The sequence below is a fragment of the Pseudomonas sp. KCJK8993 genome (assembly GCF_046230915.1).
GTDB lineage: Bacteria > Pseudomonadota > Gammaproteobacteria > Pseudomonadales > Pseudomonadaceae > Aquipseudomonas > Aquipseudomonas piscis.
Genome location: NZ_JBJJLO010000014.1, coordinates 1 through 24,146, shown reverse-complemented (window position 1 = coordinate 24,146; position 24,146 = coordinate 1). Strand labels below are relative to the sequence as shown.

Here is a 24,146-nt window from a genome sequence, read left to right as displayed (position 1 = left end):
TAGTCACAAAAATGACTCAAGACCATTAAATGGTCATTTTTAGAGTAAAAATCCTACAATCACCGATTCCGCTCTGGCCCGCGGCTTTGCGCCCGACCACAGCAGCGCGGGCAAGCCCTGCACCCACCGGCTTGCCCGCGCAAGGTCAACGGACGGGACTCAGGCGATATCGCGCAGCTCGCGGCGCAGGATCTTGCCCACCGGGGTCATCGGCAGCGACTCGCGCAGGACGATGTGCTTGGGCACCTTGTAGCCGGTGAAATTCTCCTTGCAGTAGGCCTTGAGCTCTTCGAGGCTGACCCCCGTTTCCCGGGGCACGACGAATAGCTTCACGGCCTCGCCGGAGCGTTCGTCCGGCACCCCGATCACCGCGCAGTTGGCTACCTTCGGGTGGGCCATGAGTACATCCTCGATTTCGTTCGGGTACACGTTGAAGCCCGAGACGATGATCATGTCCTTCTTGCGGTCGACGATACGCACGAAACCATCCGGATCGATCACCGCGATGTCCCCTGAGCGGAACCAGCCCTCGGCGTCCAGCACCTCTGCCGTGGCCTCGGGGTTCTGCCAGTAGCCCTTCATGATCTGCGGCCCCTTGATGCACAGCTCGCCACGCTCGCCCAGCGGCAACTCGACGCCCTGGTCATCGATGACCTTGACCAGGGTGCCCGGTACCGGAAGGCCGACGGTACCCAGCCGTGAGCTGTCGCCATAGGGATTGGTGCAGGCCACCGGCGACGTCTCGGTCAAGCCATAGCCTTCGGTAATGCGGCAGCCGGTGAGTTTCTGCCAGCGCTCGGCCGTGGCCTTGACCAGCGCCGTGCCACCGGAGTTGGTCAGCTTGAGATTGGAGAAATCCAGGTGCTTGAATTCCGGGTGATCCATAAGCGCCACGAACAATGTGTTGAGGCCCAGGAATGCCGAGAACCGCCAGTTCTTCAGCTCCTTGACGAAGCCACCGATATCCCGCGGGTTGGTGATCAGCACGTTGTGGTTGCCGGTGACCATCATGCACATGCAGTTAGCGGTGAAGGCATAGATGTGGTACAGCGGCAGCGGCGCCACCATCACCTCCTGGCCCTCACGCCACTGGGTGTTGCCATCGGGGCCGTGCTGGCCGAGACAGGCACGGGCTTGCTGCATGTTGGCCACCAGGTTGCCATGGGTCAGCATCGCGCCCTTGGCCAGGCCGGTGGTGCCGCCGGTGTATTGCAGCACGGCGATATCGTCGAGCCCTATCGCCAGCGGCTTGATGCCCTGGCCGCGTCCCAGGCGCAGGGCGCTCTTGAAGGAGATGGCCTGGGGCAGGTGGTAGGCCGGCACCATCTTTTTGACCTTGTCCACCACGGTATTGACCAGCCAGCCCTTGGCGATGGGCATCAGGTCGCCCATCCGGGCCTCGATCAAGTACTGCAGGTCGGTGTCGCCCAGCACTTCCTGGACCTTCTGCCCGAACATGTTCAGGTACACCAGGGCCCGGGCTCCGGAGTCCTTGAACTGGTGGCGCATCTCGCGCGCGGTGTACAGCGGGTTGGTGTTGACCACCACCAGGCCGGCGCGCAGGGCGCCGAACACGGCGATCGGGTATTGCAGGACGTTGGGCATCTGCACCGCGATGCGATCCCCGGGCGCCAGGTCGGTCTGGCTCTGCAGGTAGGCGGCGAACGCCGCGCTGTGGCGCTCCAGTTCGGCGTAGGTCAGGGTCACTCCCATGTTGCTGAAGGCCGGGCGGTCGGCAAATTTCTTGCAGGAACGCTCAAACACCTCGATCACCGACTTGTAGGCCCCCTGGTCGATGTCGTTGGGGACGCCGGCCGGGCGCTTATCATTCCAGAAATCAGGTTGCATTATTCTTGTCCTCTTATTTTGCCTGAACGATCCTGGCCGCCTCTGCAACGCTGCCAGGGCGGGGCTCTTCGGACGTTAGCAGCTATGGCGATTCAGGCAAATATGGGCAAGTGTGTCATTAATTGTGTGAATCTTGCTTCCAACAGGTGCCCGAATCGGACGCGCCAGCAACGATGGGCTATATAGTGCAGCGTCTTCGAGCAAAGGAATCGCCATGACCCACGACATGTTCTGGTTGACCACCAGTGACCACCACCGGCTGTTCGTCAACCAGTGGATGCCCACCAGCCCGCCCAGGGCGATTGTCCTGCTGTCCCATGGCATGGCCGAGCACAGTGGTCGCTATGCCCGCCTGGCCCAGGCCCTGTGCGACGCAGGTTATGGCGTGTGCGCCCCGGACCAGCGTGGCCACGGCCGTACCGCCGAGCAGGGGGTACTCGGCCATTACGCGGATCACGGCGGCTGGAGCAAGGTGGTGGGCGACCTGGCCAGTCTCAACCAGCACATCGGCCAACAATACCCCGGCACGCCCATCGTGTTGCTGGGACACAGCATGGGCAGCTACATCGCCCAGGCCTACCTGCTGCACCACAGCGCCAGCCTGCATGGGGCGATCCTCAGCGGCTCGAATTTCCAGCCGGTGGCCCTGTACCGCGCCGCCAGCCTCATTGCTCGTTTCGAGCGCTGGCGCCAGGGCGGCCAGGGCCGCAGCGCCCTGATCGAATGGCTGTCCTTCGGCTCGTTCAACAAAGCCTTCAAGCCCAACCGCACGGCCTTCGACTGGCTCAGCCGGGACCCGGCGGAAGTCGACAAGTACGTCAACGACCCCCTGTGCGGCTATCGCTGCACCAACCAGCTGTGGATCGACCTGCTCGGCGGACTGCAGCAAATCAGCAAGATAGCCAACCTGGCACAGATCGATCCGGGCCTGCCGCTGCTGGTCATGGGCGGCGAATGTGATCCGGTGAGCGATGGCAAGCGTCTCAAGGATCTGGCCGGCGCCTTGCGCGAGGCCGGCAGCCAGTGCCTGCAACTGAATATCTACCCGCAGGCGCGCCATGAACTGTTCAACGAAAGCAATCGCGACCAAGTGACCGAGGACGTACTGGCCTGGCTGGAACAGGCATTGCAACACCGCAGGCCGGCACGTTCGGAATAGGTCGCCGGCCAGTACGCTCAATTATCTGCCATAGGATTTGCACAACATGACCCAGGTTACCAACACCCCATACGACGCCCTGGAAGTCGGCCAGACCGCCCAGTACAGCAAGACCGTCGAGGAGCGTGATATCCAGCTGTTCGCCGCCATGTCCGGCGACCACAACCCGGTGCACCTGGACCCCGAGTTCGCCGCCGCCACCATGTTCAAGGAGCGCATCGCCCATGGCATGTTCAGCGGCGCGTTGATCAGTGCGGCAGTGGCCTGCGAGCTGCCTGGCCCGGGCACTATCTACATCGGCCAGCAGATGAGCTTCCAGAAGCCAGTGAAGATCGGCGACACCCTGACCGTGCGCCTGGAAATCCTGGAAAAGCTGCCCAAATTCCGCGTGCGCATCGCCACCCGCGTGTTCAACCAACGTGATGAGCTGGTGGTCGACGGCGAAGCCGAGATCCTCGCGCCGCGCAAGCAACAGACCGTGACCCTGCCAACCCTGCCAGCCATCGCCATCGGCTGACCCCGGGCCGATACGCCGGCCCCGTTACTTGCGCCCCTCTTCGACCTGAACGCTGGCGGTCATGCCGGCGCTCAGGTTGATGCCTTGCGGCACCTTGTCGAGCTTGATCCGCACCGGAATCCGCTGGGCCAGGCGCACCCAGTTGAAGGTCGGCTCCACCTCGGCCAGCAGTTGCCCGTCAGGCGTGGCGTTGCGGTCGGTGATCCCTCGACTGATGCTTTCGACATGCCCCTGCAAGGCCTCCCCGGCGCTCATCAGCCAGACCTTGACCGGATCACCGACCTTGATCCGCGGCAGCTTGGTTTCCTCGAAGTAGGCCTGGACATAAAAGGTCGAGTCATCCACCAAAGCCATCACCGACTGCCCGGCGTTGACGTAGTTGCCTTCGGCCAGGCGCAGGTTGGTGATGTGCCCATCCCGTGGCGCGCGAACCTGGCTGCGGGCCAGGTTCAGTTCGGCGACCTTGGCTTCGGCCTGGGCCTGGCGCAGTTCGCCACGGGCAACCCCGGCGTTGATCTGGGCATTCTCCCGCAGCTCGGCGCTGATGGCCTGGGGTCCCAGGGCCGCACGCCGACTGGCCTCGTGCTCGCGCAGATTGAGTTGCTGCTGGCGGGTCTGTACCACGGCCTGGGCCTTTTCCAGGGCCGCCTCGAAACGCTCGCGATCGATGCTCAGCAACAGCTCGCCGGCCTTGACCTGCTGGTTGTCCGCCACCTTGAGCTCGCGCACCCAGCCGGAGACGTCGGGGGCGACGATCACCACATCGGCGCGGATTCGCGCGTCGCGGGTCCAGGGGGTGAGCATGTAGTACTGCCACAGGTGATAACCGGCGAAGACCGCCAACGCCACCAGGCACAGGGTAAACAGGACACGTACCGGTGTACGCATGGACAACTCCTTATAAAGGTCCGAGGACGAACGTGACCGCCGCCAGCACACAGACATACAACGCACAATCGAACAACGCTTCGTGCCAGATCCAGCGCCCCACCCCGCAGGCCCGTAGCAACAGGCGCAGCGCACCGGTGAGCGCCAGCGCCAGCACCACGTAGGTCAGGAACGGACTGAGCAGCACCCCGCCCAGCGACCACTCACGCAGCCCCATGACTTTCCTCCTGCTGCCGGCACCAACTGCGCCAGCTGTTTTGCAATTGCAGCACCGCGCCCTTGGCCAGCTTCAGTGCATCGCTGGGTGGCTGCTGTTCCAGGGCTGCGAGCAAGGCGGCACTGGGCGCCACCAGGGCGTCCTGGCGGCTACCCGCCGGGCCTTGCTCCAGGGTGCGCTGCAGATCTTCGAAATACCTGTGCTGGGCGACGCCTGCCGGCACTTGGGCCACCGCCAGGCTCAGGCGCAAGTGCATCAGCTCATCACCGATATCCAGGCCCAGCAGGCCGTCATCCCAGCGACTGCGGGCCGGCTCGGGCAACTCCGGGTAATGCCGGGCCAGCTGCAACAGGCGGTCGGCCATGCGTCCGCCAAACCAGCTTTCGGCCCCCCGCAGGTTGCGCCGGGTCAGGCGCACCAGGTCACTCAGGGTCGCCGCCAGCAGGCGCCGGCCATGCCAGGCCGGATTTCGCAGGATCAGCAGACGGAAGGCCAGCACCGCCGCCCCGACCCCCAGCACCATGGCCTGGGCGCTGTTGAGGAAGTTGGCCACGTCGAAGGTCATGTGGTTCATCGGCGAGATCAATACGATGAAGTGCAGGCAGAACGAGGTGGCGGTGGCGCCGATCTGCGGCTTGGCCATGCCCAGGGCCCCGAGGAACAACGGCACGCCCATGGCCATCGCCAGCATCGGGAAACCGCTCCACTGGGGCAGTAGGATCTGCCCGACGAAGAAGGCCGCAGGCAGCGCCAGGAAGATCCCGCGCATGAAGCTCATGCCGATCTGCGCACCGTTCTCGCGGCTGGCGAACAAGCCGCAGACCACACAGGTCAGCAACATCGCCCCGGAAGCCGCGGGCCAGGCGGTAGCCAGCCAAAAACTGGCCACCGTGAGGAAGGCCAGGGCACTACGAGCGCCGAAGACCAGGGCCAACGACAGGTCACGGTGGGGCGTCAGGTTCGCCGGCTGCTCCACCGGCCCTCGTCCCCGTTGCACCGCATCCAGGGCCTGGCTCGCGGCCAGGGCAGTGTCGAGCAACAGGGCGAAACGCGCCAGGCAGAAGCCCTGGGCCGGGCTCAGGTGCTGATCATGGGAAGCATCCAGCAGGCGCGGACGCAACACCTGCAAATCGGCCTTGTCCGTCGTGGCCAGGGCCTGCTGCACCTGGTCCAGCCAGGGTTGCAACTGCCGGGCCTCATCGGCGTCCAGTTGCTTCCACTGGCGCCGCACCGAACGCGAGATGCGCAACAGCTTCAGCAGCTTCTGGCTCAAGCCGCTGATGGCCCTGGCCCGCTGGCGCCCCGACGGCCCCTCGAACCAGGCATGTTCGCGCTGGGCATCCACGGCGACGATCCGTCCGAGGATCTCCAGCAAACCCTTGCGCGCCTGGGCATCGCCGGCCAGGGTGGCACGGGCCGCCTGCATCCCGCTCTGCCAGGCGGCATGGGCTTGTTCCGCCAGTTGGCGCTCGACCCGCAGGGGCCAGATCAGGGCGCTGCTGGCGGTGGCGCAGATGATTCCCAGGGAAATTTCCGTACAACGCGCCACCGCCTGGTCGAAGATGCTCAACGGATGGTTGATGGCCGGCAAGGCGATGATCGCCACGGTGTAGCCGGCCAGCACGAAGGAATAGGACCAGGCGCTGCGCAACAAGGTGGAACTGGCGGTGCACAGCCCCAGCCACAGCGCCAGGGCCAGCAGGAACAACCAGGGAGTCTGGGCGAACAGGCCCATGAACAGCACCGACATGAAGGTGCCGACCAGGGTCCCCAACAGCCGCGCCAGGCCCTTCTGCAAGACCATGCCGGACAGTGGCTGGGCGACGATGAACGCAGTCATCAAGGCCCAGGAGGGCTGCTCCAGGCCCCAGCGCAGCGCTAGCCACAGCGCCAGCCCGCCACCCAGCAGGGTCTTGATCGCGAACTGCAGCGCGGGAAGGCTCGGGGCAAGCAGGGCCTGCAAGGTAATGGGCACGGACAAGGACTCTTGGAGGTACGAATTAAACATAGCCGGGAACGCCCAGGACGGGCGCAGGCCAATTATTAGCAAGCTAACTAAACTCCGTCCAGCGCTAAATCCAAGGCACAAAAAAACGCCAGACTGGCTGGCGTTTTTGACAGCTTTTAACCTTAGGAGCGGGCGCGAGCCTGGTTGCGCAGGGCCTTGACCTGGTCATGGTTGCGTTGCGCGCCGTGGTACTGGCGCTCCACCACGTCACGAATGCCCACCAGGTTGTGCTTGGAGATTTTCTCCAGGGCTTCCTTGTAGGCTTTCAGGGCATGGTTCTCACCCCGCTCGGCCTCGTTGAGCACGGCTTCCTCGTCCTTGCCGGTCACCATGGACTTGAGGTCGACCCAACGCCGGTGCAAGTCGCCGCTGACGCTGGTGGAGGTCTCCGGATCGCCGCCCATGGAACGCACCACCGATTGCAATTCAGCCGCGGCGGCGGCGCAGTCGGTGGAACGCTTGATGAACAGGGCCTTGAGCTCCGGATGCTGGATGTCCTCGGCACAGGTCTTGAAGCCCTCCTGGCCATCCTTGCTGGTCTCGATCAGGCTGTTGAGTACCGAAATCGCTTCTTTGTTCAAGTCAGTCATTTTCAGGTTCCTTGCAGGTTACGAGAATGGGATCGACCGTGGCCGACCTTCCTGCCGTTTACCATTGCAGCGCCCATGCCAGACTCACCAATAAAATATTTTTCTTTATATTCAAGAAGTTAATAGAAACAGGAAAATCTGTATCCGCGTTATTTGCATGATCTGTCATTTGGCCTGCATGCAGAATGCCTGTATTTTCCAAGACTCTCGTAGCACACCACGGTGGCGGCCATGACCCCTGAAACACTCGAACTGCTGGTCACCCGGGAAATGCCCTTCGGCAAGTACAAGGGACGCATCCTCGCCGACCTGCCCGGCCCTTATCTCAACTGGTTCGCCCGCGAAGGCTTTCCCAAGGGCGAACTCGGCGGCCTGCTGGCGCTGATGCAGGAAATCGACCACAACGGCCTGTCCGACCTGCTCGATCCGCTACGCGCCAAGCACGGCAAGCCCAAGCCCCGCCATTGACCACTGCCCTTCCCTGAACCTCCATCACCGATAAAGAGCCCAGCATGCCAAGGACTGCCACCACGCTGGCCCGCGACGAAGAGCATTGGCGGGGCATTGCCCGGCAGTTCGACCTCGAGTCCGGACCGATCAACCTCGAGAACGGCTATTTCGGGCGCATGACCCGCAAGGTGGCCGAGGACTACCAACGCAATATCCTGTGGGTCAACAGCAGCAATTCGGTGCATGTGCGCCAGCGCTTCGAGCAGGTCGAGGCCTTGCAGATCCGCCACCAGCTGGCGCGTTTGCTGGCAGTCCCGGATAACGCCGTGGCCCTGACCCGCTGTGCCTCCGACGCCTTGCAATCACTGATCCGCAACTACAATCGCCTGCAACCCGGAGACCAGGTGCTGCTCAGCGACCTGGAGTACGACACGGTGAAAAGCGCCATGCGCTGGCTGGCCCGCCATCGTGGCGTGGAAGTGATAGAAATCCAGCACCAGCACCCTGCCAGTTTTGACAGCCTTTTGGCGACCTACAAGGATGCATTCGAGCGCTATCCGCGCCTCAAGTTGCTCCCCCTGACCCACGTCACCCACCGCAGCGGCCTGGTGATGCCGGTCCAGGCCATTGCCGCGCTGGCCAAGGAATACGAGGTCGATATCATCCTCGACGGCGCCCATGCCCTGGGCCAGATCGATTTCGACCTGCAACAGCTGGGCATCGCCTTTGCCGGTTTCAACCTGCACAAGTGGATCGGCGCGCCATTGAGCCTGGGCTTTCTCTACATCGATCCCGAGCGCCTGGACGCCATCGACCCCGACATGGACGAATTCCACTTTCCGGCGGACGACATCCGCGCCCGCACGCCCTACAGCACACCCAACATCCCGGCCTTGATGACCTTGCCGCTGGTGTTCGAGGAACACCGGGCCATGGGCGGCGCGGCAGCCAAGGGCGCTCGCCTGAACTACCTGCGCGAAACCTGGACCGAAGCCGTGCGCCAGTTGCCGGGCATCGAGGTGATGACGCCGGCGGACCCGCGCCTGTGCTGCGCCATCAGCGCCCTGCGCTTCACTGGCCACCAGGATCAGCAAGCCCTGGTGGACCGGCTGCTGCGCGACTACGACCTGTTCACGGTGATCCGCAAGGGTGCAGGCTTCGGCCCCTGTATCCGCATCACCCCGGGCCTGGTGACGCCGCTGGAGCATATCCAGCGCCTGGTCGTCGCCCTTGAAGAACTGGCCACCAGCTGAAACCTTCCGGAACCGCTGCCCCGGGCCGCCACCAGCCCATTGCGCCAGCGGTTACGGGGAGTTCAGGTCGGCACTTTTTTCCGGGCAAAAAAAAGGTGCGCCGACCAAGCGCACCATAAAGCCGTAGAACACACCAACGAATAGGATTGGAGCTTCAGTCCAGCAGGGCCAGGGCCTGCGCCGTGCACTCCTGGATACGGGCCCAGTCGCCGTCCTTGATCCACTGTGGATCGAGCATCCAGCTACCGCCCACGCACATCACGTTCTTCAACGCCATGTAGCTCTTGATATTGGCCGGGCCGACACCGCCGGTAGGGCAGAACTTGACCTCGCCGAACGGGCCACCCAAAGCCTTGATCGCCGCCACGCCACCGCTGACCTCAGCCGGGAACAGCTTGAAGCGGCGATAACCCAGGGCATACCCCTCCATGATCCCGGAGGCGTTGCTGATTCCCGGCAACAGCGGGATTGGGCTGGCGACGCTGGCTTGCAGCAGCTCGCGGGTGATGCCCGGGGTGACGATGAACTGCGAACCCGCCGCCTCCGCCGCCGCCAGCATCTGCGGGTCGAGCACGGTGCCGGCGCCGGTCACCAGCTCCGGGCGCTGCTCACGCAGGATCTGGATGGCCTTGAGACCGAACTGCGAACGCAGGGTGACTTCCAGGGCCGTCAGGCCGCCCGCGGCCAGGGCATCGGCCAGCGGCAGCACGTCCTGCTCACGGGCGATGGTGATCACCGGCAGGATCCGCGCCTTGGCGCAGAGGCTGTCGAGCAGGGCTACTTTGTCCGCCATGGAAACGGTCGGAGGGAGGTTTGTCATCGCGGCTGATCCTTGGCTCATGGGCACCAGTAAATCTCTAACGGGGTTTGCAGGAAGGCGCGAATCGGCATGTCGGCGACCACGTCGCCAGCCAGTGCGGCACCCAGGGTGGTCAGCTTGGACTGACCGGAAATCGACAGCAGGCTGCTACGGGCCGACGCCAGCAGGGCCCGGCTCATGCTCAGGCGCTGACGGGGCACGGTAGGCGCCAGCATCGGCCAGCACCGGCGGCTGCCAGCGGGTTCGAGCGCCTCGGCCAGGTTCGGGCTGCCAGGGAACAGCGAGGCCGTATGCCCGTCATCGCCCATGCCCAGCACCAGCACATCGATTCCGGGCAACTGCGCCAGGGCCTCGTCGGCTTGCCGGGCGGCTTCTTCCAGGCTGGCCGCGGCGCTATAGAGACCAAGGAAACGCGCCTTGGCCACCGGCCCCACCAGCAAGTGCTGCTTGAGCAGGCCGGCGTTGCTATCGGCATGCTCCACCGGAACCCAGCGCTCGTCGGCCAGGCTGATCAGCACCTTGGACCAGTCCAGCTCCTGCTTGACCAGGGCCTGGAAGAACGCCACAGGGCTGCGGCCACCGGAAACCACCAGGCTTGCCTGGCCCCGGGCGGCAATGGCCTCGCGCAGTTGTTCGGCGACCTTCAGGGCCAGGCCCGCAGCCAGCAGGGTCGAGCTGCGAAATTCGTGGGCGCGCACGCCCGCCGGCAATTGCAAATCAGATATCGCCATACCACGACCTCCCATCCCGCGTGATCAGTGCAATGGAACTCATTGGCCCCCAGGACCCGGCCGCATAGGGCTTGGGTGCATCACCGGACTTCTTCCAGCCGGCGATCAACTGGTCGCACCACTTCCACGCGGCTTCGATTTCATCTTTGCGCACAAACAGGTTCTGGTTGCCGCGCATCACTTCCAGCAACAAGCGCTCGTAGGCGTCGGGAATCCGCGCGCTGCGATAGGTATCGGAAAAATTCAGCTGCAACGGACCGCTGCGCAGTTGCATGCCCTTGTCCAGGCCCTGCTCCTTGGTCATCACCCGCAACGAGATGCCTTCGTCCGGTTGCAGGCGGATGATCAGCTTGTTGCTGATCTGCAGGCGCTGCTCGGGGGCGAAGATGTAGTGCGAGGGTTCCTTGAAGTGGATGACGATCTGCGACAGTTTCTGCGGCATGCGCTTGCCGGTGCGCAGGTAGAACGGCACCCCGGCCCAGCGCCAGTTGCGGATATCCACACGCAGCGCGACGAAGGTCTCGGTATCGCTCTGGGTGTTGGAGTTTTCTTCCTCCAGGTAGCCAGGTACCGATTGGCCCTCGCTGTGGCCGGCGATGTACTGGCCACGTACCACCTGGGTGGTCAGGCCTTCTGGGCTGATGGGCGCCAGGGCCTTGAGCACCTTGACCTTCTCATCGCGGATGCTGTCGGCCGAGAGGTCGGCCGGCGGGTCCATGGCGATCAGGCAGAGCAATTGCAGCAAGTGGTTCTGGATCATGTCCCGCAGCTGGCCGGCCTTGTCGAAATAGCCCCAGCGGCCTTCGATGCCGACCTTCTCGGCCACGGTGATTTCCACGTGGGAGATGTAGTTCTGGTTCCACTGGGTTTCGAACAGGCTGTTGGCGAAACGCAGGGCGATCAGGTTCTGTACCGTTTCCTTGCCCAGGTAGTGGTCGATCCGGTAGATGCGGTTCTCCGGAAAGAACTGCGCCACGGCATCGTTGACCTTGCGCGAGGAATCCAGGTCCGAGCCGATGGGTTTTTCCAGGACCACCCGGGTGTGCTGGTTGAGCCCGACCCGCGACAGGTTCTCGCAGATCGCCCCGTACACCGCCGCCGGCGTGGCGAAATAGGCGATCAGGCGCTGCTCGCTGCCGACCCGCTCGGCCAGGGCCACGTAGTCCTCGGCCTTGAGGAAATCCACATGCAGGTAGCTCAGGCGGGCCAGGAATCCCTTCAACACGGCGGCGTCGATGTCATGGGCGCCGACGTACCTGTGCAACTCAGCCTCGATATTGGCCAGGTGTTCCTGCTCGCTGCCCGGCTCGCGGGCCAGGGCCAGGATCCGTGTGTCCTCATGCAAGAGGCCGGCGGCATCGAGCTGGTACAAGGCAGGAAACAGCTTACGCAGCGCCAGATCGCCCAGCGCGCCGAACAAGGCAAAGGTGCAGGGTTCAACCGTTATCGAAGGCATGATGTTTGTTCTTTTATCAAGTTAAGCTACAAATACCTTTTTTCAAGGCATCACTCAAGGAAAAATGTAGTAATAAACATAACATTTTCACAAAATATCGATTCCAGGTGGTCCTCATTCCGGGCCACCAGTACGATAGGCCACCTTTCAACTTCGCATTGCAGGCGCGGCGAGCCCGGCACGCAGCGTAATCCCGGGACCCCGGCGGCATCACGATCGCCAACGCCCTTCCCGGATTGACCGCCTCCCGGCTTCCCCGTTTCACCTGTCTAGCCGATCTAGGAAACCTGAATGGACCGAGTGCGAAATCTACTGGAGCAGATCCAGAACCGCCTTGAAGAATTGAACAAGGCGGAACGCAAAGTCGCCGAAGTCATCCTGCTCAACCCGCAGCAGGCCACCCGCTTCAGCATCGCCGCCCTGGCCCAGGCCGCGTCGGTCAGCGAACCGACGGTCAACCGCTTCTGCCGTTCGTTCGGCGTCAGCGGCTACCCGGAACTCAAGCTGCAACTGGCCCAGAGCCTGGCCAGCGGCGCTGCGTACGTCAGCCGTGCGGTGGAAGCCGACGATGACCCGGCAGCCTACACCCAGAAGATCTTCGCCAGCGCCATCGCCTCGCTGGACAGCGCCTGCCAGCAGATCGACCCGCAGCAGGTCAGCCGCGCCGTGGACATGATGATCCAGGCCCGGCAGATCCACTTCTTCGGCCTCGGCGCCTCGGCTCCGGTGGCCATGGACGCCCAGCACAAGTTCTTCCGCTTCAACCTGGCGGTGTCGGCCCACCCCGACGTACTGATGCAGCGCATGCTCGCCTCGGTGGCGCACACCGGCGACCTGTTCGTGATCATCTCCTACACCGGCCGCACCCGCGAATTGGTGGAGGTCGCGCGCCAGGCTCGGGAGAACGGCGCCTCGGTGCTGGGCATCACCGCCGCCGGCTCGCCGCTGGCCAAGGCATGCAGCCTGAGCGTGCACCTGCCACTGCCGGAAGACACCGATATCTACATGCCCATGACCTCGCGGATCATCCAGCTCACGGTGCTCGATGTCCTGGCCACCGGCATGACCCTGCGCCGTGGCGTGGACTTCCAGCCGCACCTGCGCAAGATCAAGGAAAGCCTCAACGCCAGCCGCTACCCGGCAGGCGACGAGCTCGACTGAAGCCACAGGCTCCCGCGACCCGCGGGAGCCTCTTTGCCCTACCCCGCCGCGCGCGCCTGCAGGCTCAGGTGGGCCCGCTCCCCCGGTGCCAGCCGCAGGCTGTCGGTGCCGCCGGCAGCCGCCTCGACACAGACGAAACGCGACACCTCGCTCCAACTCACCCCCAGCAGTGGCCGGGTACCAGGATGCCAGACCACGGTGTCGGCGTCCTCGCCGGTATCGATGCGCAGTGCGCGTTGCCAGGCGCGGTCCTCGATTTGCAACTCGCCCTCGTGCTGGAACACCCGCTGGCAGCCACCGTCGACCCGCAATTCGCCCTGTTGCCGGCAGGCCTGGCGATTCAAATGATCGTAGCCCTCGGCGCCATCGAGCCCAGACAGCGCTACCTCACCAACGTCGCCAATACGCCAGTAGGCGTGCAAGGCCTGGCTCAACTGGCAGGGTTCGCTGTCCTGGTGCTCGGTGCTCAAGCGCAGATCCATGCCCCGGCCCAGGTGCGCATGCAGCTCGACCTTCCAGTCGCACAGCTGCAATTGCCAATGCAGGCGCACACCGTCGTCATCGCTGTCGCTGTCCAGCAGCTTCCAGTCCAGCAAGCGCGCCCAGCCATGGGACGGCCAGGCATTCTCGCTCGGATGACGGCCATACCAGGGCCAGCACACCGGCACCCCACCCCGGATCGCCCCCACCTGCGGCCACTTCGCCGCGCACCAGAGCCAGGGTTTTTCCCCGGCGGGCTGGAAGTGCAGGAGCTGCGCGCCCTGGCGGCTGAATACCGCCTGGCACAGCGGATGGTCGATCACCAGCACATCGCGCATCTGGTAGCGCTCCCAGGCAAACACCGGGCGCTCGCGCAGGGTCTTGAAAAAACGTTGCAGGGGATGCTCATGCATGTGCCGCGGTCCTGAAAATCATGGTGGTGGTCGTACAGCTGGCGGCTGTCGCGAGAGCGCCTGGCAAAAAAAAGCGGATAGCCAAGGCCATCCGCAATATGCGCACAGAGAAAGGAGCTTATCGCAACAGCGTCAGAACACCGACTGAATTTTCAGGCCGGCCACCAGGGCGTTGTCGACCTGGTCCACACCGCCCGGATGGGTGATGTATTGCAGGTTCGGCCGCACGGTCAGCCAGTCGGTCACATGGAAACCGTAGTTGAGCTCGTAGTTGTACTCGGTCTCGCGCAGGGGCGAGTACAGCGGATTGTCGTAGTCGCTCACACCGATGGCGGCGTTGGCCAGCTGGGCGTTCTTCTTCACGTCGTCGTTGACATGAATGCGGGCGAAACCGATGCCCACGTCATCCTTTGGCCGGGCATCGAACGGCCCCTTGTAGACGAACATCAGCGACTGGTAGTTGTCGACGACGTTGGTGTCCTTGTCATGAAAAGTAGCGTTGGCGGCGATGTTCAGGCCACGCGAGGCGTCGCCGTTATGGCTGGTGAGCTGCTGCTGGGCGACGAACCAGTAGCCGTGCTTGCTGTTGTGCACGCGGTAGGCGCTACCGGTGCTGGCGGCATCCTGGCCATTGACGTCCTCGCGTACGTCATTGGCCTTGGCGGTGCTCTTGTAGTAACCCACCCGGTACTCGCCTGGCAGGTTGTTGACCTTCGGCGACCACACCAGTTCTACCGGCAGCACGGTGCCCTTGGTGCCACTGCCGCTGAGCTTGAAGCCGTTGCCGTGCTCGGTTTGCGACGGGTTCTGGTTGTAGGCGCCGATCTGCGCATAGAACTCGGGGGTGATGTGGTACTTGATGCGCAACGCCGCCTGGCTGACCGGCCAGTTGTACCAGATGTTGGTCGCCCAGTTGCCCACCTGGGAACCACAGAAGGCCAGGTTCTGGAACTCGCAGGGGAAGGTGTTGAAGTCCTCGCCCTCGCCGAAATAACCGGCCTTGACGTCCAGCTTGCCGTCCAGGAATTGGTGTTGGATCCACAGTTGGGTCAAGCGCACCATGTGCCCGCGGCCGTAGACCTCCTGGGAGGAACTCAAGGTGCCGGCCCGGGGATCGCCGACGCGATCGTTGGAGATGTTCTGGCCATTACGGTTGGTCAGCTGGATCTTGGCCTGGGTGTTGTCCCAGCCCAAAAGCTTCTGCAGGTCGAACGCCACGCCCAGGCCGAACTGGTCGCTGTAGCGCCCGGTCTTGTCGTCGTTGTAGCCACCGTGGAGGTTGGCGCCCATCTCCGCGACGTAGTCGGCCTTGATGTCGATCCCCTGCTCCAGCAGCTTGGTGCGGGTCCCGCCCCAATCGCCGGTCATCCACTTGGAGTTGGCGCCGAACGCTTCGTCGGCCATGGCCTGGCCGGAGAGGACCAGCGCCGCCATCGCCGACAGCTGGCAGAGCAGGCGGGTATTGCCATGTTGCTTCTTCATCCCTACATCCTCGTCTTTATTGTTATTAACGGTTTATCCAACGCGGTTTACAGTTCCTGCGACGGATGACAGGCCATCCGCCCCGAATTCATCGCCCCTTGAATTGCGCCACATTGCCGCCGTGGCCCTGGGCCATGGCAGGGCCGGCCGCGCCCAGGCGCTCGCCGCTCTGGGCATCGAACAACAGGACCCGGGCCGGGTCGAACTGCAAGGTCAGGTTCTGCCCGGCCGCGGGCGCCTGGTCCGGGGCCAGGCGGCAGCAGACCTTGGTGCCATTGAGGGTGACGAATACCAGGGTATCGGGCCCGGTGGGCTCCACCACCTCGACCTCGGCGCGGATGCTCGGCAGGCCGTTGGCCTCGGCGGGCGCCAGGGCAATCTGCTCCGGACGAATGCCCAGGATCACCTCGCGCTCCTCGAGCCCGGCGTCACGCGGCCCCAACGGCAGCTCGCAGCGGGCCTGGCCACTGTCCAGCAAGGCCAGCAACCGTCCCTCCTGGCGTTGCAGGCGCAGGGGAATGAAGTTCATCGGCGGCGAGCCGATGAAGCTTGCCACGAACAGGTTGGCCGGATCGTTGTAGATCTGCTGCGGCGTCCCGAATTGCTGGATGATCCCGTCCTTCATCACCGCCACCTTGTCCCCCAAAGTCATGGCCTCGATCTGGTCGTGGGTGACATACACCGTGGTGGTCTTCAGGCGCTGGTGCATCAACTTCATTTCGGTACGCATCTCGACCCGCAGCTTGGCGTCGAGGTTGGACAGCGGCTCGTCGAACAGATAGATCTTCGGCCGCCGCGCCAGGGCCCGGCCCATGGCCACCCGCTGCTGCTGGCCACCGGAGAGCTGGCCCGGCTTGCGCGCCAGCAGGTGCTCGATCTGCAGCAGCTTGGCCACCCGCGCCACCTCGGTATCGATCTCGGCGGCGGGCATCTTGCGGATCTTCAGGCCGAAGGCGATGTTGTCGCGCACGCTCATGGTCGGGTACAGCGCGTAGGACTGGAACACCATGGCGATGTCCCGGTCCTTGGGGCTCATGCCGCTGATGTCGGCATCATCCACCAGGATCGCCCCACCGCTGATGGTCTCCAGGCCAGCGATGCAGTTCATCAGGGTCGACTTGCCGCACCCCGAGGGGCCGACGAGGATCAGGAACTCGCCGTCGTCGATCTTCAGCTCGATGTTCTTCAAGGTGTCCGGCAGGCCGGCACCGTAGGTCTTGTTGACGTTGCGTAATTCGAGAGTTGCCATGCCTTACCCCTTGACCGCGCCGGACGTCAGCCCGCGCAGGAAATACTTGCCGGCGAAGATGTACACCAGCAGTGTCGGCAGCCCCGCGATCATCGCCGCCGCCATATCAACGTTGTATTCCTTGGCCCCGGTACTGGTGTTGACCAGGTTGTTCAGGGCCACGGTGATCGGTTGCGCGTCGCCACTGGCGAACACCACGCCGAACAGGAAGTCGTTCCAGATCTGGGTGAACTGCCAGATCAGGCAGACCATGATGATCGGCACCGACATCGGCAGCAGGATCTTGCCGAAGATGGTGAAGAACCCCGCGCCATCCAGGCGCGCAGCCTTGACCAGGGCATCCGGCACGCTGACGTAGTAGTTGCGAAAGAACAGCGTGGTGAAGGCCAGGCCGTAGACCACGTGCACCAGCACGAGGCCGGTGGTGGTGTTGGCCAGGCCGAACCGGCCAAGGGTGAACGAGGCCGGCAGCAGCACCGTCTGGAACGGCAGGAAGCAGCCGAACAGCAACAGGCCGAAGAACAGCTGCGAACCGCGAAAGCGCCACATCGACAGCACATAGCCGTTCAGCGCGCCGATCAGGGTGGAGATCAGTACCGCCGGCACGGTGATCTTCACCGAGTTCCAGAAATAGCCACCCACGGTGTCCCAGGCCTTGATCCAGCCGATGCCATCGACCACCTGGGGCCAGCTCAAAAGGTTGCCGGTACGGATGTCCTCGGGGGTCTTGAAGCTGGTGAGCAGCATCACCACCAGCGGCACCAGGTACACCGCCGCCGCCAGCAGCAGCGTGGCGTAGATGGCGATCCGGCTGAAATTCAGGCGCGGCCTGGCGAGCGAATCAGTCATGGCGCTTGCCTCGCAGTTCGGAATACAGGTACGGCACCAGGATGGTCAGCACCGCGCCCAGCATCAGCATGGCGCTGGCCGAACCGATGCCCATCTGGCCACGGCTGAAGGTGAAGGAGTACATGAACATCGCCGGCAGGTCGGAAGAGTAGCCAGGGCCGCCGGCGGTCATCGCCGCCACCAGGTCGAAGCTCTTGATCGCGATATGGGCCAGGATCATGAAGGCACTGAAGAACACCGGGCGCAGGCTCGGCAGAACGATCTTCAGGTAGATGGTCGGCAGGCTGGCGCCGTCCACCTGGGCCGCGCGGATGATCGACTGGTCGACACCCCGCAGGCCGGCCAGGAACATCGCCATGACGAAACCCGAGGCCTGCCATACGGCGGCGATCACCAGGCAGTAGACCACGCGATCCTGGTCCACCAGCCAGTCCAGGCGAAAGCCTTCCCAGCCCCAGTCGCGCAGCATCTTGTCCAGGCCCAGGCCGGGATTGAGCAGCCATTTCCAGGCGGTGCCGGTGACGATCATCGACAACGCCATGGGGTACAGGTAGACGGTGCGGATGAAGCCCTCGCGGCGGATGCGCTGGTCCAGCAACACCGCCAGGAACACCCCCAGCACCAGGCTGATGCCGATGAACAAGCCGCCGAACACGGCCAGGTTCTTGCTCGCCACCCACCAGCGGTCGTTGTCCATCAGCCGCAGGTATTGCTGCAGGCCGACCCACTTGTAGCTCGGCATGAAGCTGGAATTGGTGAAGGACAGAATGAAGGTCCAGAGGATGTAGCCATAGAAACCCACCAGCACGATCACCATGCTCGGCGCCAGCACGAGCTTGGGCAACCAGCGCTGCAAGGCATCCAACGGCGAGGCTTTGCTGAAAACCGCCACAGAGCTCATCGGAGAAATCCAGTTGAAGAAGTGAGTGTCCGCAGGAGCGAGGCTCGCCGGCGGATGGACATCGACAGGTAAATCGATGCCCACCGACGCACCGCCTTCGCGGGCCAGCCTCGCTCCTGCGAGGGAGAGCGTTTCGGGAATGGCCGCAGGCATGCCTGCGGCCCGGACCTTACTGCGCGGCCTTGACCGCCGACGCCAGTTGCGCACTGGCCTTGGCCGGGTCCGCATCCTTGTCGTTCATGAAGTTGGTCACCACATCGAAGATCGCGCCCTGCACCGCCAGGGACGTGGCCATGTTGTGCGCCATGCTCGGCTGCAGCCCACCGGTCTTCTCATCCGCCAGGAAGTCCTTGGCGGCGGCCTGGGCGCAGGAGTCGAAACCTTCGGCGTCCATGGCGTTGAGCATGTCGGTGCGCACCGGGATCGAGCCCTTGTTGATGCTGAAGACCTTCTGGAAGTCCTTGCCCAGGGCGACCTTGGCCAGGTCCTGCTGGGCGGCGATATCGCCCTTGCGATCGGCCTTGAGCTTGAACACGGCCAGGGAGTCGATGTTGTAGGTGAAAGCCTTGTCGGTGCCCGGGAACGGCACGCACTGGTAATCCTTGCCGGCGACTTTCTTGGCCGCGGTCCATTCGCTCTTGGCCCAGTCGCCCATCATCTGCATCCCGGCCTTGCCGTTGATCACGTCGGCGGCGGCGATGTTCCAGTCACGCCCGGCACGGTTGGGGTCCATGTAGCCGGAGAGCTTCTTCAGCTCGGCGAAGGCCTTGGTCATCTCCGGGCCTGCCAGGGTCTTCTGGTCCAGGTCCACCAGGGCCTTCTTGTAGCCTTCGGCGCCCATCACCGAGAGCACCACGTCTTCGAATACAGTGCTGTCCTGCCAGGGCTGGCCACCGTGGGCCAGGGCGATGAAGCCGGCGGCCTTGAGCTTGTCGCCGGCGGCATAGAATTCTTCGAGGGTGGTGGGCGCCTTGGCGATCCCGGCCTTCTTGAACACCTCGGGGTTGATCCACAGCCAGTTGACCCGGTGGATGTTCACCGGCACGGCGACGTAGTCCCCTTCGTACTTGACGGTATTGGCCACCTTGGGCGAAAGCAGGCCGTCCCAATTCTCGCTCTTGGCCACGTCCTTGAGGGTATCGGTGCTGAGCAGGCCGGTGCTGCCCCATTCCTGGATGTCCGGGCCCTTGATCTGTGCCACACCGGGTGGGTTGCCGGCCACGGCGCGGCTCTTGAGCACGGTCATCGCGGTGGAACCGCCACCGCCGGCCACGGCGCCGTCCTTCCAGGTGAAACCGTCTTTCTCCACCTGGGCCTTGAGCACATCGACCGCAGCCTTTTCACCACCGGACGTCCACCAATGGACCACTTCCACGGAACCTTTGGAGTCGGCGGCCAGGGCACTCAGGGGAAACAGGGAGGCAAGGGAAATGACAGTGGCGAGGCGAGAAATCGCATTCATCTGAAGTACCTTTCTTGTTGTTATGCATGCAAGTCTGGTGCTTGCGCTGCAAACGAGTCTAAACAGACTAGCCCAGCGCCCGAGTAACGAAGCGATGGGGAAATGTCACCGCATGGTTACACAGCCCCCGGGGCAGACATGTCGGCCAGGGCCGTGGCCATGCTCGGCGCCAGGGGCAGGCGCGGAATCAGCACGGCCTGCCAGGCGTGATAAAGGTCCGGCTTGCCGCCCCAGATTTCTGCCGCAGGGCGGTTGTCCAGGCCCAGTTCGTGGTGCCAGCTGCCGAACTCGCGGTCGATGAAATGCGCTTGGCAGAACTCCCAGAAAACCCGGTACCAGGTTTCATAGCGCTCCTCTGCGGTACGCCTGAGCAAGGCACTGGCGGCGGCGCTGGCTTCGGCGTGGGTCCAGTGCAGGCGCTGGCGCACCACGGGGCGGTTGCCCCAGTCCAGGGTGTAGACGATGCCCGGGGCGCCATCCACGTTCCAGCCGTGACGGCAGTTGCTGTCGAACAGGCGCTGGGCATCCAGCACCAGCCAGCCAGGGGTCAGCATTCCGGCCTGGCCCCGCGCGGCTTCCAGGTGCAGCAACAGCCGCGCCCACTCGAATCCGTGGCCCGGCGTGGTACCGAAGGGGCGAAAACCATCGGCGGGACACTCCCGGTTGTAATCGCGCAAGGGCTGCCAATCCAGGTCGAAGTGCTCGACCACCATGAAGTCGTTGGCCGCCGCATGGACGTGGATCAAGCGCTCGGCGATGCGCAGGGCGCGACTGAGCCAGCGCGGGTCCTGGGTGACGTCGGCCAGGGCGAGAAAGGCCTCGGTGGCGTGCATGTTGCTATTGGCCCCGCGATAGGCCTCCTGTTCGCTCCAGTCGCGGCTGAAGGACTCGATCATCGCGCCCTCCTGCTCGCTCCAGAAATGCTCCTCGATCACGCCGACCGCCTGCTCCAGCAAGGCCTCGGCCCCCGGGCGCCGGGCCACCACCGCGGAACTGGCGGCCAGGGCGACGAAGGCATGCAGGTAGGCTGCCTTGCCGCCATTGCCGTCGGCCTGCCCGGCCACCGCGAACCAGCCGCCATGCTCGGCATCACGCAGCGGACCTGAGAGCGCCGCGACGCCGTGGTCCACCAATTCGGCAAAGCCAGGCAGCCCCTGGATATGGGCCATGGCGAAGCTGTGGGTCATGCGCGCGGTATTCATGGTTTCGGCCCGGGCGCCGGCAGGCAGGCAGCCCCGGGCATCCAGGTTGCCGAAGCCCTCGGCAAGCCGCGAGGCCTTGGCGAAATCCAGCAGCCGCAAGCCCTCGGCGGCCAGCCAGCTGTGGTGTGCGGGAGCGTTCAGCCAACTGCTGAACGGCAGGGAAAGAGGTTCCATGGACGACCTGTTGTTGTTCTTGTCGAAGGCTTGAGTCTAATCAAGCCAAGGTTGGCCCCAGGTAACGAAGGACACGGCAAATGTCACCAGGTCGTGACAAACCAGCGGACGCCGGTAGGCGCTAAGTTTGCTCGCGATGCACGATAACGCGCCGTGTCAGGCAGGACGCTTCGTCGCTGCTAAGAGGAGAGTTGTTCAGTCCGCGAAACGCGGCAGGTACAAGGTCACCCGCAGGCCGCCCTCGCGCAGGTTCTGCAAGCTGACTTCCCCGCCATGGCTATGGGCGATGTTGCGTGCGATGCCCAGCCCCAGGCCGTAACCCTGCTGCTGGCCGGCCAGGCGAAAGTGCGGCTCGAAGACCTGCTCCAGCCGCTGCTGGGGCACGCCGGGGCCCTCGTCGTCCACGTGCAGGATGAAGGCGTCGGCGTCATCCTCGATATGCAGGTGGGCGTTCTGCCCATATTTCAGGGCGTTGTCGATCAGGTTGCCCATGCAGCGCTTGAGCGCCAGGGGCTTGCCCGGGTAGCTGGCCAGGGCCCGTCCCTGCTGGGTCACCCGGCCATTGCCGGCGGGCGCCAGGTAAGGCTCCACCAGGCAGTCGAGCACCTGGTTCAAGTCCACCGGCTCGATGTTCTCGTGGATGTCGGTGTCCTTGACGCATTGCAATGCGCCCTTGACCAGCAGCTCCAGCTCATCGAGGTCGCGGCCGAACTTGGCTTGCAGTTGTTCATCCTCCAGCAGTTCCACCCGCAACCGCAGGCGGGTGATGGGAGTGCGCAAGTCATGGGAGATGGCGCTGAACAACTGGCTGCGCTCGGTCAGGTAGCGGCTGATGCGCTCGCGCATGCTGTTGAAGGCCCTCGCCACTTCCACCACCTCACTGCCGCCGCCCGGCGCCACCGGCTGCACATCGGCGCCCAGGGACAACTCGCGAGCGGCCCGGGCCAGGCGCTTGAGGGGCCGGCTCTGCCAGTGCACCAGCAGGCCGATGAACAACAACAGGAAGCAGCTGGTCAGCAGGATGAACCACACCTGCTGTGCCGGCAGGCCCTGCTCTTCGAGGCTGGTGTAGGGCTCGGGCAACAATGAAGCGATGTACAGCCACTCGCCCGGGGCCATCTGGATCTGGGTCACCAGCACTGGCGGGTTCACCGGTTCCAGGGTCAGGGCGTAGTGGGCCCAGGACCGTGGCAACTCGTCGAGCTTCAAGCCACCGTTGAAGATCCGCAGGTCGTCGGGCCGTACGAAGGTCACGGAGATGTCCGCATCGTTGCCCAGGGACTGGCGCAACACCTGCTCCACCGCCCGCAGTACCGCCTCCTTGCGCGGCGTGGCCGGCAATACCTGCATGTCCAGCGGCTTGTCGTTGAGGGTCACGACAAAACGCGTACCGCCCATGCTGCGCAACTGGTCGAGTACCAGCGGCCGATAGGCCACCGGCAGCGAACGCAGGTAACTGACGCTGGCGGTCATCGAATGGGCCAGGCTGCGGGCGCTGGTCACCAGGCCCTCGAGCTGGGTGGCACGCAACTGCGAGACCCAGATCACGCTGGACAGGGCCTGGGCCAGCAGCACCACCAGCAGGGTCAGCAACAGCATCCGGCCCAGCAGCGAACGCGGCATGGGCACCCGTTGCAGGCAGCCCTTGAGGGTTTCAGCGAGCACTGCCAGCTACCACATTGGCCGCCAACTGGTAGCCACTGCCGCGCACGGTGCGAATCAGCCGCGGTGGTTTTTCCGTGTCCCGCAGGCGTTGGCGCAAGCGGCTGACCGCCATGTCGACGATGCGATCCAGGGGCATCAGGTCGCGACCACGGGTGGCATTGCCGATGGTGTCGCGATCGAGGATTTCCTGGGGATGATCGAGGAACAGCTTGAGCAGGGCGAAGTCGGCGCCGGAAAGGATCACTTCCTCGCCGTCGTTGTGGAACAGCCGGTGGCTGATCACATCCAGGCGCCACTCGTCGAAGCACAACACCTCGCCTCCGGCCCGCTCCTGGGCGAACTGCGCCCGGCGCAGCAGGGCCTTGATCCGCGCCTGCAGCTCACGGGGGCTGAACGGCTTGCCCAGGTAGTCATCGGCCCCCAGTTCCAGGCCGATGACCCGGTCGGCCTCGTCGGAACTGGCGGTGAGCATGATGATCGGCACCTGGCCGCGCTTGGGGTGCTGGCGAATCCAGCGGCACAGGCTGAAGCCGTCCTCGTCGGGCAGCATCACGTCGAGGATCACCAGGTCGCTGGGCGCCTCGTTCAGGGCCTGGCGAAAACCTGCGCCATCGGCGGTGCTGCGCACCTGGAAACCGCAGCGGCTGAGGTAGGTCTCCAGCAGCTCGCGGATTTCCTGATCGTCGTCGACCAACAAGATCGACCTACTGGCTGATATCACCCATGCCGTCCTTTGTCGTTGTCATGAATGGAGGGCGATTATGCCTGTTCCAGGGCCACCCCGGCGCCGGTCAGTCCGGAATAGGGCGCGGTCACCAGCCACACCGGGATGCCCTTGAAGTAGTCGCTCATGCAGCCCTTGTCGGCAAAGCTCTTGGCGAAGCCGCTCTGGATGAAAAAGTCGGCAAAACGCGGGATCACCCCGCCGACGATGTACACCCCGCCCCGGCCGCCGGTGGTCAGCACGTTATTGCCCGCCACCCGGCCCAGCCAGCAACTGAACTGCTCCAGCACCTCGCGGGCGATGGGGTCGCCGGCCAACCCCGCGGCGGTGATCGCCTCGGGGGTATCCAGCCGTGGCTGGTGGCCGTCCACTGCGCAGATGGCCCGGTAGACCCGGGGCAGGCCGCCGCCGCTGAGGGCGGTCTCGGCGCTGACATGGCCGATCCCG

23 protein-coding genes are annotated in these 24,146 nt (G+C 64.2%); 5 read left to right on the top strand and 18 right to left on the bottom strand.

All coding sequences use genetic code 11. The annotated features are described in order from the left end of the window. Nucleotides 1-159: 159 nt before the first annotated feature. A complete protein-coding gene (gene fadD2, locus ACK6AU_RS07125) occupies nucleotides 160-1,848 on the bottom strand; it encodes a long-chain-fatty-acid--CoA ligase FadD2 (protein ID WP_185700541.1) in 1,689 nt (562 codons plus the stop codon). A 214-nt stretch (nucleotides 1,849-2,062) separates the two neighbouring features. On the opposite strand from fadD2, the gene ACK6AU_RS07120 reads away from it, so the two are divergent. Both ACK6AU_RS07120 and ACK6AU_RS07115 read left to right on the top strand, forming a co-directional pair. Next, nucleotides 2,063-3,007 (top strand): alpha/beta hydrolase, encoded by a 945-nt coding sequence (locus ACK6AU_RS07120; RefSeq protein ID WP_185700540.1) that lies wholly within the window; start codon nucleotides 2,063-2,065, stop codon nucleotides 3,005-3,007. A 46-nt stretch (nucleotides 3,008-3,053) separates the two neighbouring features. Next, nucleotides 3,054-3,524 (top strand): MaoC family dehydratase, encoded by a 471-nt coding sequence (locus ACK6AU_RS07115; protein WP_185700539.1) that lies wholly within the window; start codon nucleotides 3,054-3,056, stop codon nucleotides 3,522-3,524. A 24-nt stretch (nucleotides 3,525-3,548) separates the two neighbouring features. On the opposite strand, the gene ACK6AU_RS07110 is transcribed toward ACK6AU_RS07115, so the two are convergent. The 4 genes from ACK6AU_RS07110 to ACK6AU_RS07095 all read right to left on the bottom strand — a co-directional run bounded on the left by ACK6AU_RS07110 (nucleotide 3,549) and on the right by ACK6AU_RS07095 (nucleotide 7,227). Further along, nucleotides 3,549-4,412, bottom strand: coding sequence for an efflux RND transporter periplasmic adaptor subunit (locus ACK6AU_RS07110; RefSeq protein ID WP_409298466.1), 864 nt, complete (start codon nucleotides 4,410-4,412; stop codon nucleotides 3,549-3,551). A 10-nt stretch (nucleotides 4,413-4,422) separates the two neighbouring features. Then, a complete protein-coding gene (locus tag ACK6AU_RS07105; RefSeq protein WP_185700537.1) occupies nucleotides 4,423-4,629 on the bottom strand; it encodes a DUF1656 domain-containing protein in 207 nt (68 codons plus the stop codon). Continuing rightward, on the bottom strand, nucleotides 4,616-6,604 hold the full coding sequence (locus tag ACK6AU_RS07100; protein WP_185700536.1) for an FUSC family protein: 1,989 nt from the start codon (nucleotides 6,602-6,604) through the stop codon (nucleotides 4,616-4,618). Before ACK6AU_RS07100 ends, ACK6AU_RS07105 begins: the two co-directional genes overlap by 14 nt. A 155-nt stretch (nucleotides 6,605-6,759) precedes the next feature. After that, complete coding sequence (locus tag ACK6AU_RS07095) at nucleotides 6,760-7,227, bottom strand: ferritin-like domain-containing protein (RefSeq protein WP_409298463.1); 468 nt, start codon at nucleotides 7,225-7,227, stop codon at nucleotides 6,760-6,762. A gap of 231 nt (nucleotides 7,228-7,458) precedes the next feature. On the opposite strand from ACK6AU_RS07095, the gene ACK6AU_RS07090 reads away from it, so the two are divergent. Together ACK6AU_RS07090 and ACK6AU_RS07085 are read left to right on the top strand one after the other, a co-directional pair. Beyond that, nucleotides 7,459-7,695: a DUF3820 family protein gene (locus ACK6AU_RS07090; protein ID WP_015636734.1), complete on the top strand. Its 237-nt coding sequence runs from the start codon at nucleotides 7,459-7,461 to the stop codon at nucleotides 7,693-7,695. Nucleotides 7,696-7,739: 44 nt separating this feature from the next. Next, the gene (locus ACK6AU_RS07085; protein ID WP_409298461.1) at nucleotides 7,740-8,930 is read left to right on the top strand and encodes an aminotransferase class V-fold PLP-dependent enzyme; all 1,191 of its coding nucleotides are present in this window, start codon (nucleotides 7,740-7,742) and stop codon (nucleotides 8,928-8,930) included. Nucleotides 8,931-9,084: 154 nt separating this feature from the next. Here the strand turns inward: ACK6AU_RS07085 and ACK6AU_RS07080 are convergent, their stop codons facing one another. The 3 genes from ACK6AU_RS07080 to zwf are packed head-to-tail and all read right to left on the bottom strand — an operon-like array spanning nucleotide 9,085 to nucleotide 11,937. After that, a complete protein-coding gene (locus ACK6AU_RS07080; RefSeq protein ID WP_022640431.1) occupies nucleotides 9,085-9,750 on the bottom strand; it encodes a bifunctional 4-hydroxy-2-oxoglutarate aldolase/2-dehydro-3-deoxy-phosphogluconate aldolase in 666 nt (221 codons plus the stop codon). A gap of 17 nt (nucleotides 9,751-9,767) precedes the next feature. Continuing rightward, complete coding sequence (pgl, locus tag ACK6AU_RS07075) at nucleotides 9,768-10,481, bottom strand: 6-phosphogluconolactonase (RefSeq protein WP_185700532.1); 714 nt, start codon at nucleotides 10,479-10,481, stop codon at nucleotides 9,768-9,770. Then, entirely contained in the window at nucleotides 10,468-11,937 is a 1,470-nt protein-coding gene (gene zwf / locus ACK6AU_RS07070; protein WP_185700531.1) for a glucose-6-phosphate dehydrogenase, read from the bottom strand. Before zwf ends, pgl begins: the two co-directional genes overlap by 14 nt. A gap of 300 nt (nucleotides 11,938-12,237) precedes the next feature. Between zwf and hexR the strand changes: the two genes are divergently transcribed. Then, nucleotides 12,238-13,098, top strand: a complete 861-nt coding sequence (gene hexR, locus ACK6AU_RS07065) for a DNA-binding transcriptional regulator HexR (protein ID WP_172681684.1) — start codon at nucleotides 12,238-12,240, stop codon at nucleotides 13,096-13,098. Nucleotides 13,099-13,136: 38 nt separating this feature from the next. On the opposite strand, the gene ACK6AU_RS07060 is transcribed toward hexR, so the two are convergent. The 10 genes from ACK6AU_RS07060 to ACK6AU_RS07015 form a co-directional block, all read right to left on the bottom strand. Then, nucleotides 13,137-13,991, bottom strand: coding sequence for a D-hexose-6-phosphate mutarotase (locus tag ACK6AU_RS07060; RefSeq protein WP_185700530.1), 855 nt, complete (start codon nucleotides 13,989-13,991; stop codon nucleotides 13,137-13,139). Nucleotides 13,992-14,123: 132 nt separating this feature from the next. Continuing rightward, nucleotides 14,124-15,473: a carbohydrate porin gene (locus ACK6AU_RS07055; protein ID WP_409298458.1), complete on the bottom strand. Its 1,350-nt coding sequence runs from the start codon at nucleotides 15,471-15,473 to the stop codon at nucleotides 14,124-14,126. An 88-nt stretch (nucleotides 15,474-15,561) separates the two neighbouring features. Next, nucleotides 15,562-16,722 (bottom strand): ABC transporter ATP-binding protein, encoded by a 1,161-nt coding sequence (locus ACK6AU_RS07050; protein WP_085597346.1) that lies wholly within the window; start codon nucleotides 16,720-16,722, stop codon nucleotides 15,562-15,564. A 3-nt stretch (nucleotides 16,723-16,725) separates the two neighbouring features. After that, entirely contained in the window at nucleotides 16,726-17,571 is an 846-nt protein-coding gene (locus ACK6AU_RS07045) for a carbohydrate ABC transporter permease (RefSeq protein ID WP_022640438.1), read from the bottom strand. Further along, nucleotides 17,564-18,472, bottom strand: coding sequence for a carbohydrate ABC transporter permease (locus ACK6AU_RS07040; RefSeq protein WP_185700526.1), 909 nt, complete (start codon nucleotides 18,470-18,472; stop codon nucleotides 17,564-17,566). Before ACK6AU_RS07040 ends, ACK6AU_RS07045 begins: the two co-directional genes overlap by 8 nt. A gap of 169 nt (nucleotides 18,473-18,641) precedes the next feature. After that, nucleotides 18,642-19,934 (bottom strand): ABC transporter substrate-binding protein, encoded by a 1,293-nt coding sequence (locus ACK6AU_RS07035; protein WP_185700525.1) that lies wholly within the window; start codon nucleotides 19,932-19,934, stop codon nucleotides 18,642-18,644. Between the two features lie 116 nt (nucleotides 19,935-20,050). Then, nucleotides 20,051-21,310, bottom strand: a complete 1,260-nt coding sequence (locus ACK6AU_RS07030) for an AGE family epimerase/isomerase (RefSeq protein ID WP_185700524.1) — start codon at nucleotides 21,308-21,310, stop codon at nucleotides 20,051-20,053. 195 nt (nucleotides 21,311-21,505) lie between these two features. After that, nucleotides 21,506-22,933, bottom strand: coding sequence for an ATP-binding protein (locus ACK6AU_RS07025; RefSeq protein ID WP_185700560.1), 1,428 nt, complete (start codon nucleotides 22,931-22,933; stop codon nucleotides 21,506-21,508). 31 nt (nucleotides 22,934-22,964) lie between these two features. Next, a complete protein-coding gene (locus ACK6AU_RS07020) occupies nucleotides 22,965-23,693 on the bottom strand; it encodes a response regulator (protein WP_185700559.1) in 729 nt (242 codons plus the stop codon). A gap of 41 nt (nucleotides 23,694-23,734) precedes the next feature. Further along, on the bottom strand, nucleotides 23,735-24,146 hold a 412-nt coding region (locus ACK6AU_RS07015), incomplete at its 5' end, for a glucokinase (protein WP_409298454.1).

Excerpts from the sequence above, each read along its gene's own strand:
- fadD2 (WP_185700541.1), bottom strand. The coding sequence starts at position 1,848 with ATGCAACCTGATTTCTGGAATGATAAGCGCCCGGCCGGCGTCCCCAAC.
- ACK6AU_RS07120 (WP_185700540.1), top strand. The coding sequence starts at position 2,063 with ATGACCCACGACATGTTCTGGTTGACCACCAGTGACCACCACCGGCTG.
- ACK6AU_RS07115 (WP_185700539.1), top strand. The coding sequence starts at position 3,054 with ATGACCCAGGTTACCAACACCCCATACGACGCCCTGGAAGTCGGCCAG.
- ACK6AU_RS07110 (WP_409298466.1), bottom strand. The coding sequence starts at position 4,412 with ATGCGTACACCGGTACGTGTCCTGTTTACCCTGTGCCTGGTGGCGTTG.
- ACK6AU_RS07105 (WP_185700537.1), bottom strand. The coding sequence starts at position 4,629 with ATGGGGCTGCGTGAGTGGTCGCTGGGCGGGGTGCTGCTCAGTCCGTTC.
- ACK6AU_RS07095 (WP_409298463.1), bottom strand. The coding sequence starts at position 7,227 with ATGACTGACTTGAACAAAGAAGCGATTTCGGTACTCAACAGCCTGATC.
- ACK6AU_RS07090 (WP_015636734.1), top strand. The coding sequence starts at position 7,459 with ATGACCCCTGAAACACTCGAACTGCTGGTCACCCGGGAAATGCCCTTC.
- ACK6AU_RS07085 (WP_409298461.1), top strand. The coding sequence starts at position 7,740 with ATGCCAAGGACTGCCACCACGCTGGCCCGCGACGAAGAGCATTGGCGG.
- ACK6AU_RS07080 (WP_022640431.1), bottom strand. The coding sequence starts at position 9,750 with ATGACAAACCTCCCTCCGACCGTTTCCATGGCGGACAAAGTAGCCCTG.
- pgl (WP_185700532.1), bottom strand. The coding sequence starts at position 10,481 with ATGGCGATATCTGATTTGCAATTGCCGGCGGGCGTGCGCGCCCACGAA.
- zwf (WP_185700531.1), bottom strand. The coding sequence starts at position 11,937 with ATGCCTTCGATAACGGTTGAACCCTGCACCTTTGCCTTGTTCGGCGCG.
- ACK6AU_RS07060 (WP_185700530.1), bottom strand. The coding sequence starts at position 13,991 with ATGCATGAGCATCCCCTGCAACGTTTTTTCAAGACCCTGCGCGAGCGC.
- ACK6AU_RS07055 (WP_409298458.1), bottom strand. The coding sequence starts at position 15,473 with ATGAAGAAGCAACATGGCAATACCCGCCTGCTCTGCCAGCTGTCGGCG.
- ACK6AU_RS07050 (WP_085597346.1), bottom strand. The coding sequence starts at position 16,722 with ATGGCAACTCTCGAATTACGCAACGTCAACAAGACCTACGGTGCCGGC.
- ACK6AU_RS07045 (WP_022640438.1), bottom strand. The coding sequence starts at position 17,571 with ATGACTGATTCGCTCGCCAGGCCGCGCCTGAATTTCAGCCGGATCGCC.
- ACK6AU_RS07040 (WP_185700526.1), bottom strand. The coding sequence starts at position 18,472 with ATGAGCTCTGTGGCGGTTTTCAGCAAAGCCTCGCCGTTGGATGCCTTG.
- ACK6AU_RS07035 (WP_185700525.1), bottom strand. The coding sequence starts at position 19,934 with ATGAATGCGATTTCTCGCCTCGCCACTGTCATTTCCCTTGCCTCCCTG.
- ACK6AU_RS07030 (WP_185700524.1), bottom strand. The coding sequence starts at position 21,310 with ATGGAACCTCTTTCCCTGCCGTTCAGCAGTTGGCTGAACGCTCCCGCA.
- ACK6AU_RS07025 (WP_185700560.1), bottom strand. The coding sequence starts at position 22,933 with ATGCCGCGTTCGCTGCTGGGCCGGATGCTGTTGCTGACCCTGCTGGTG.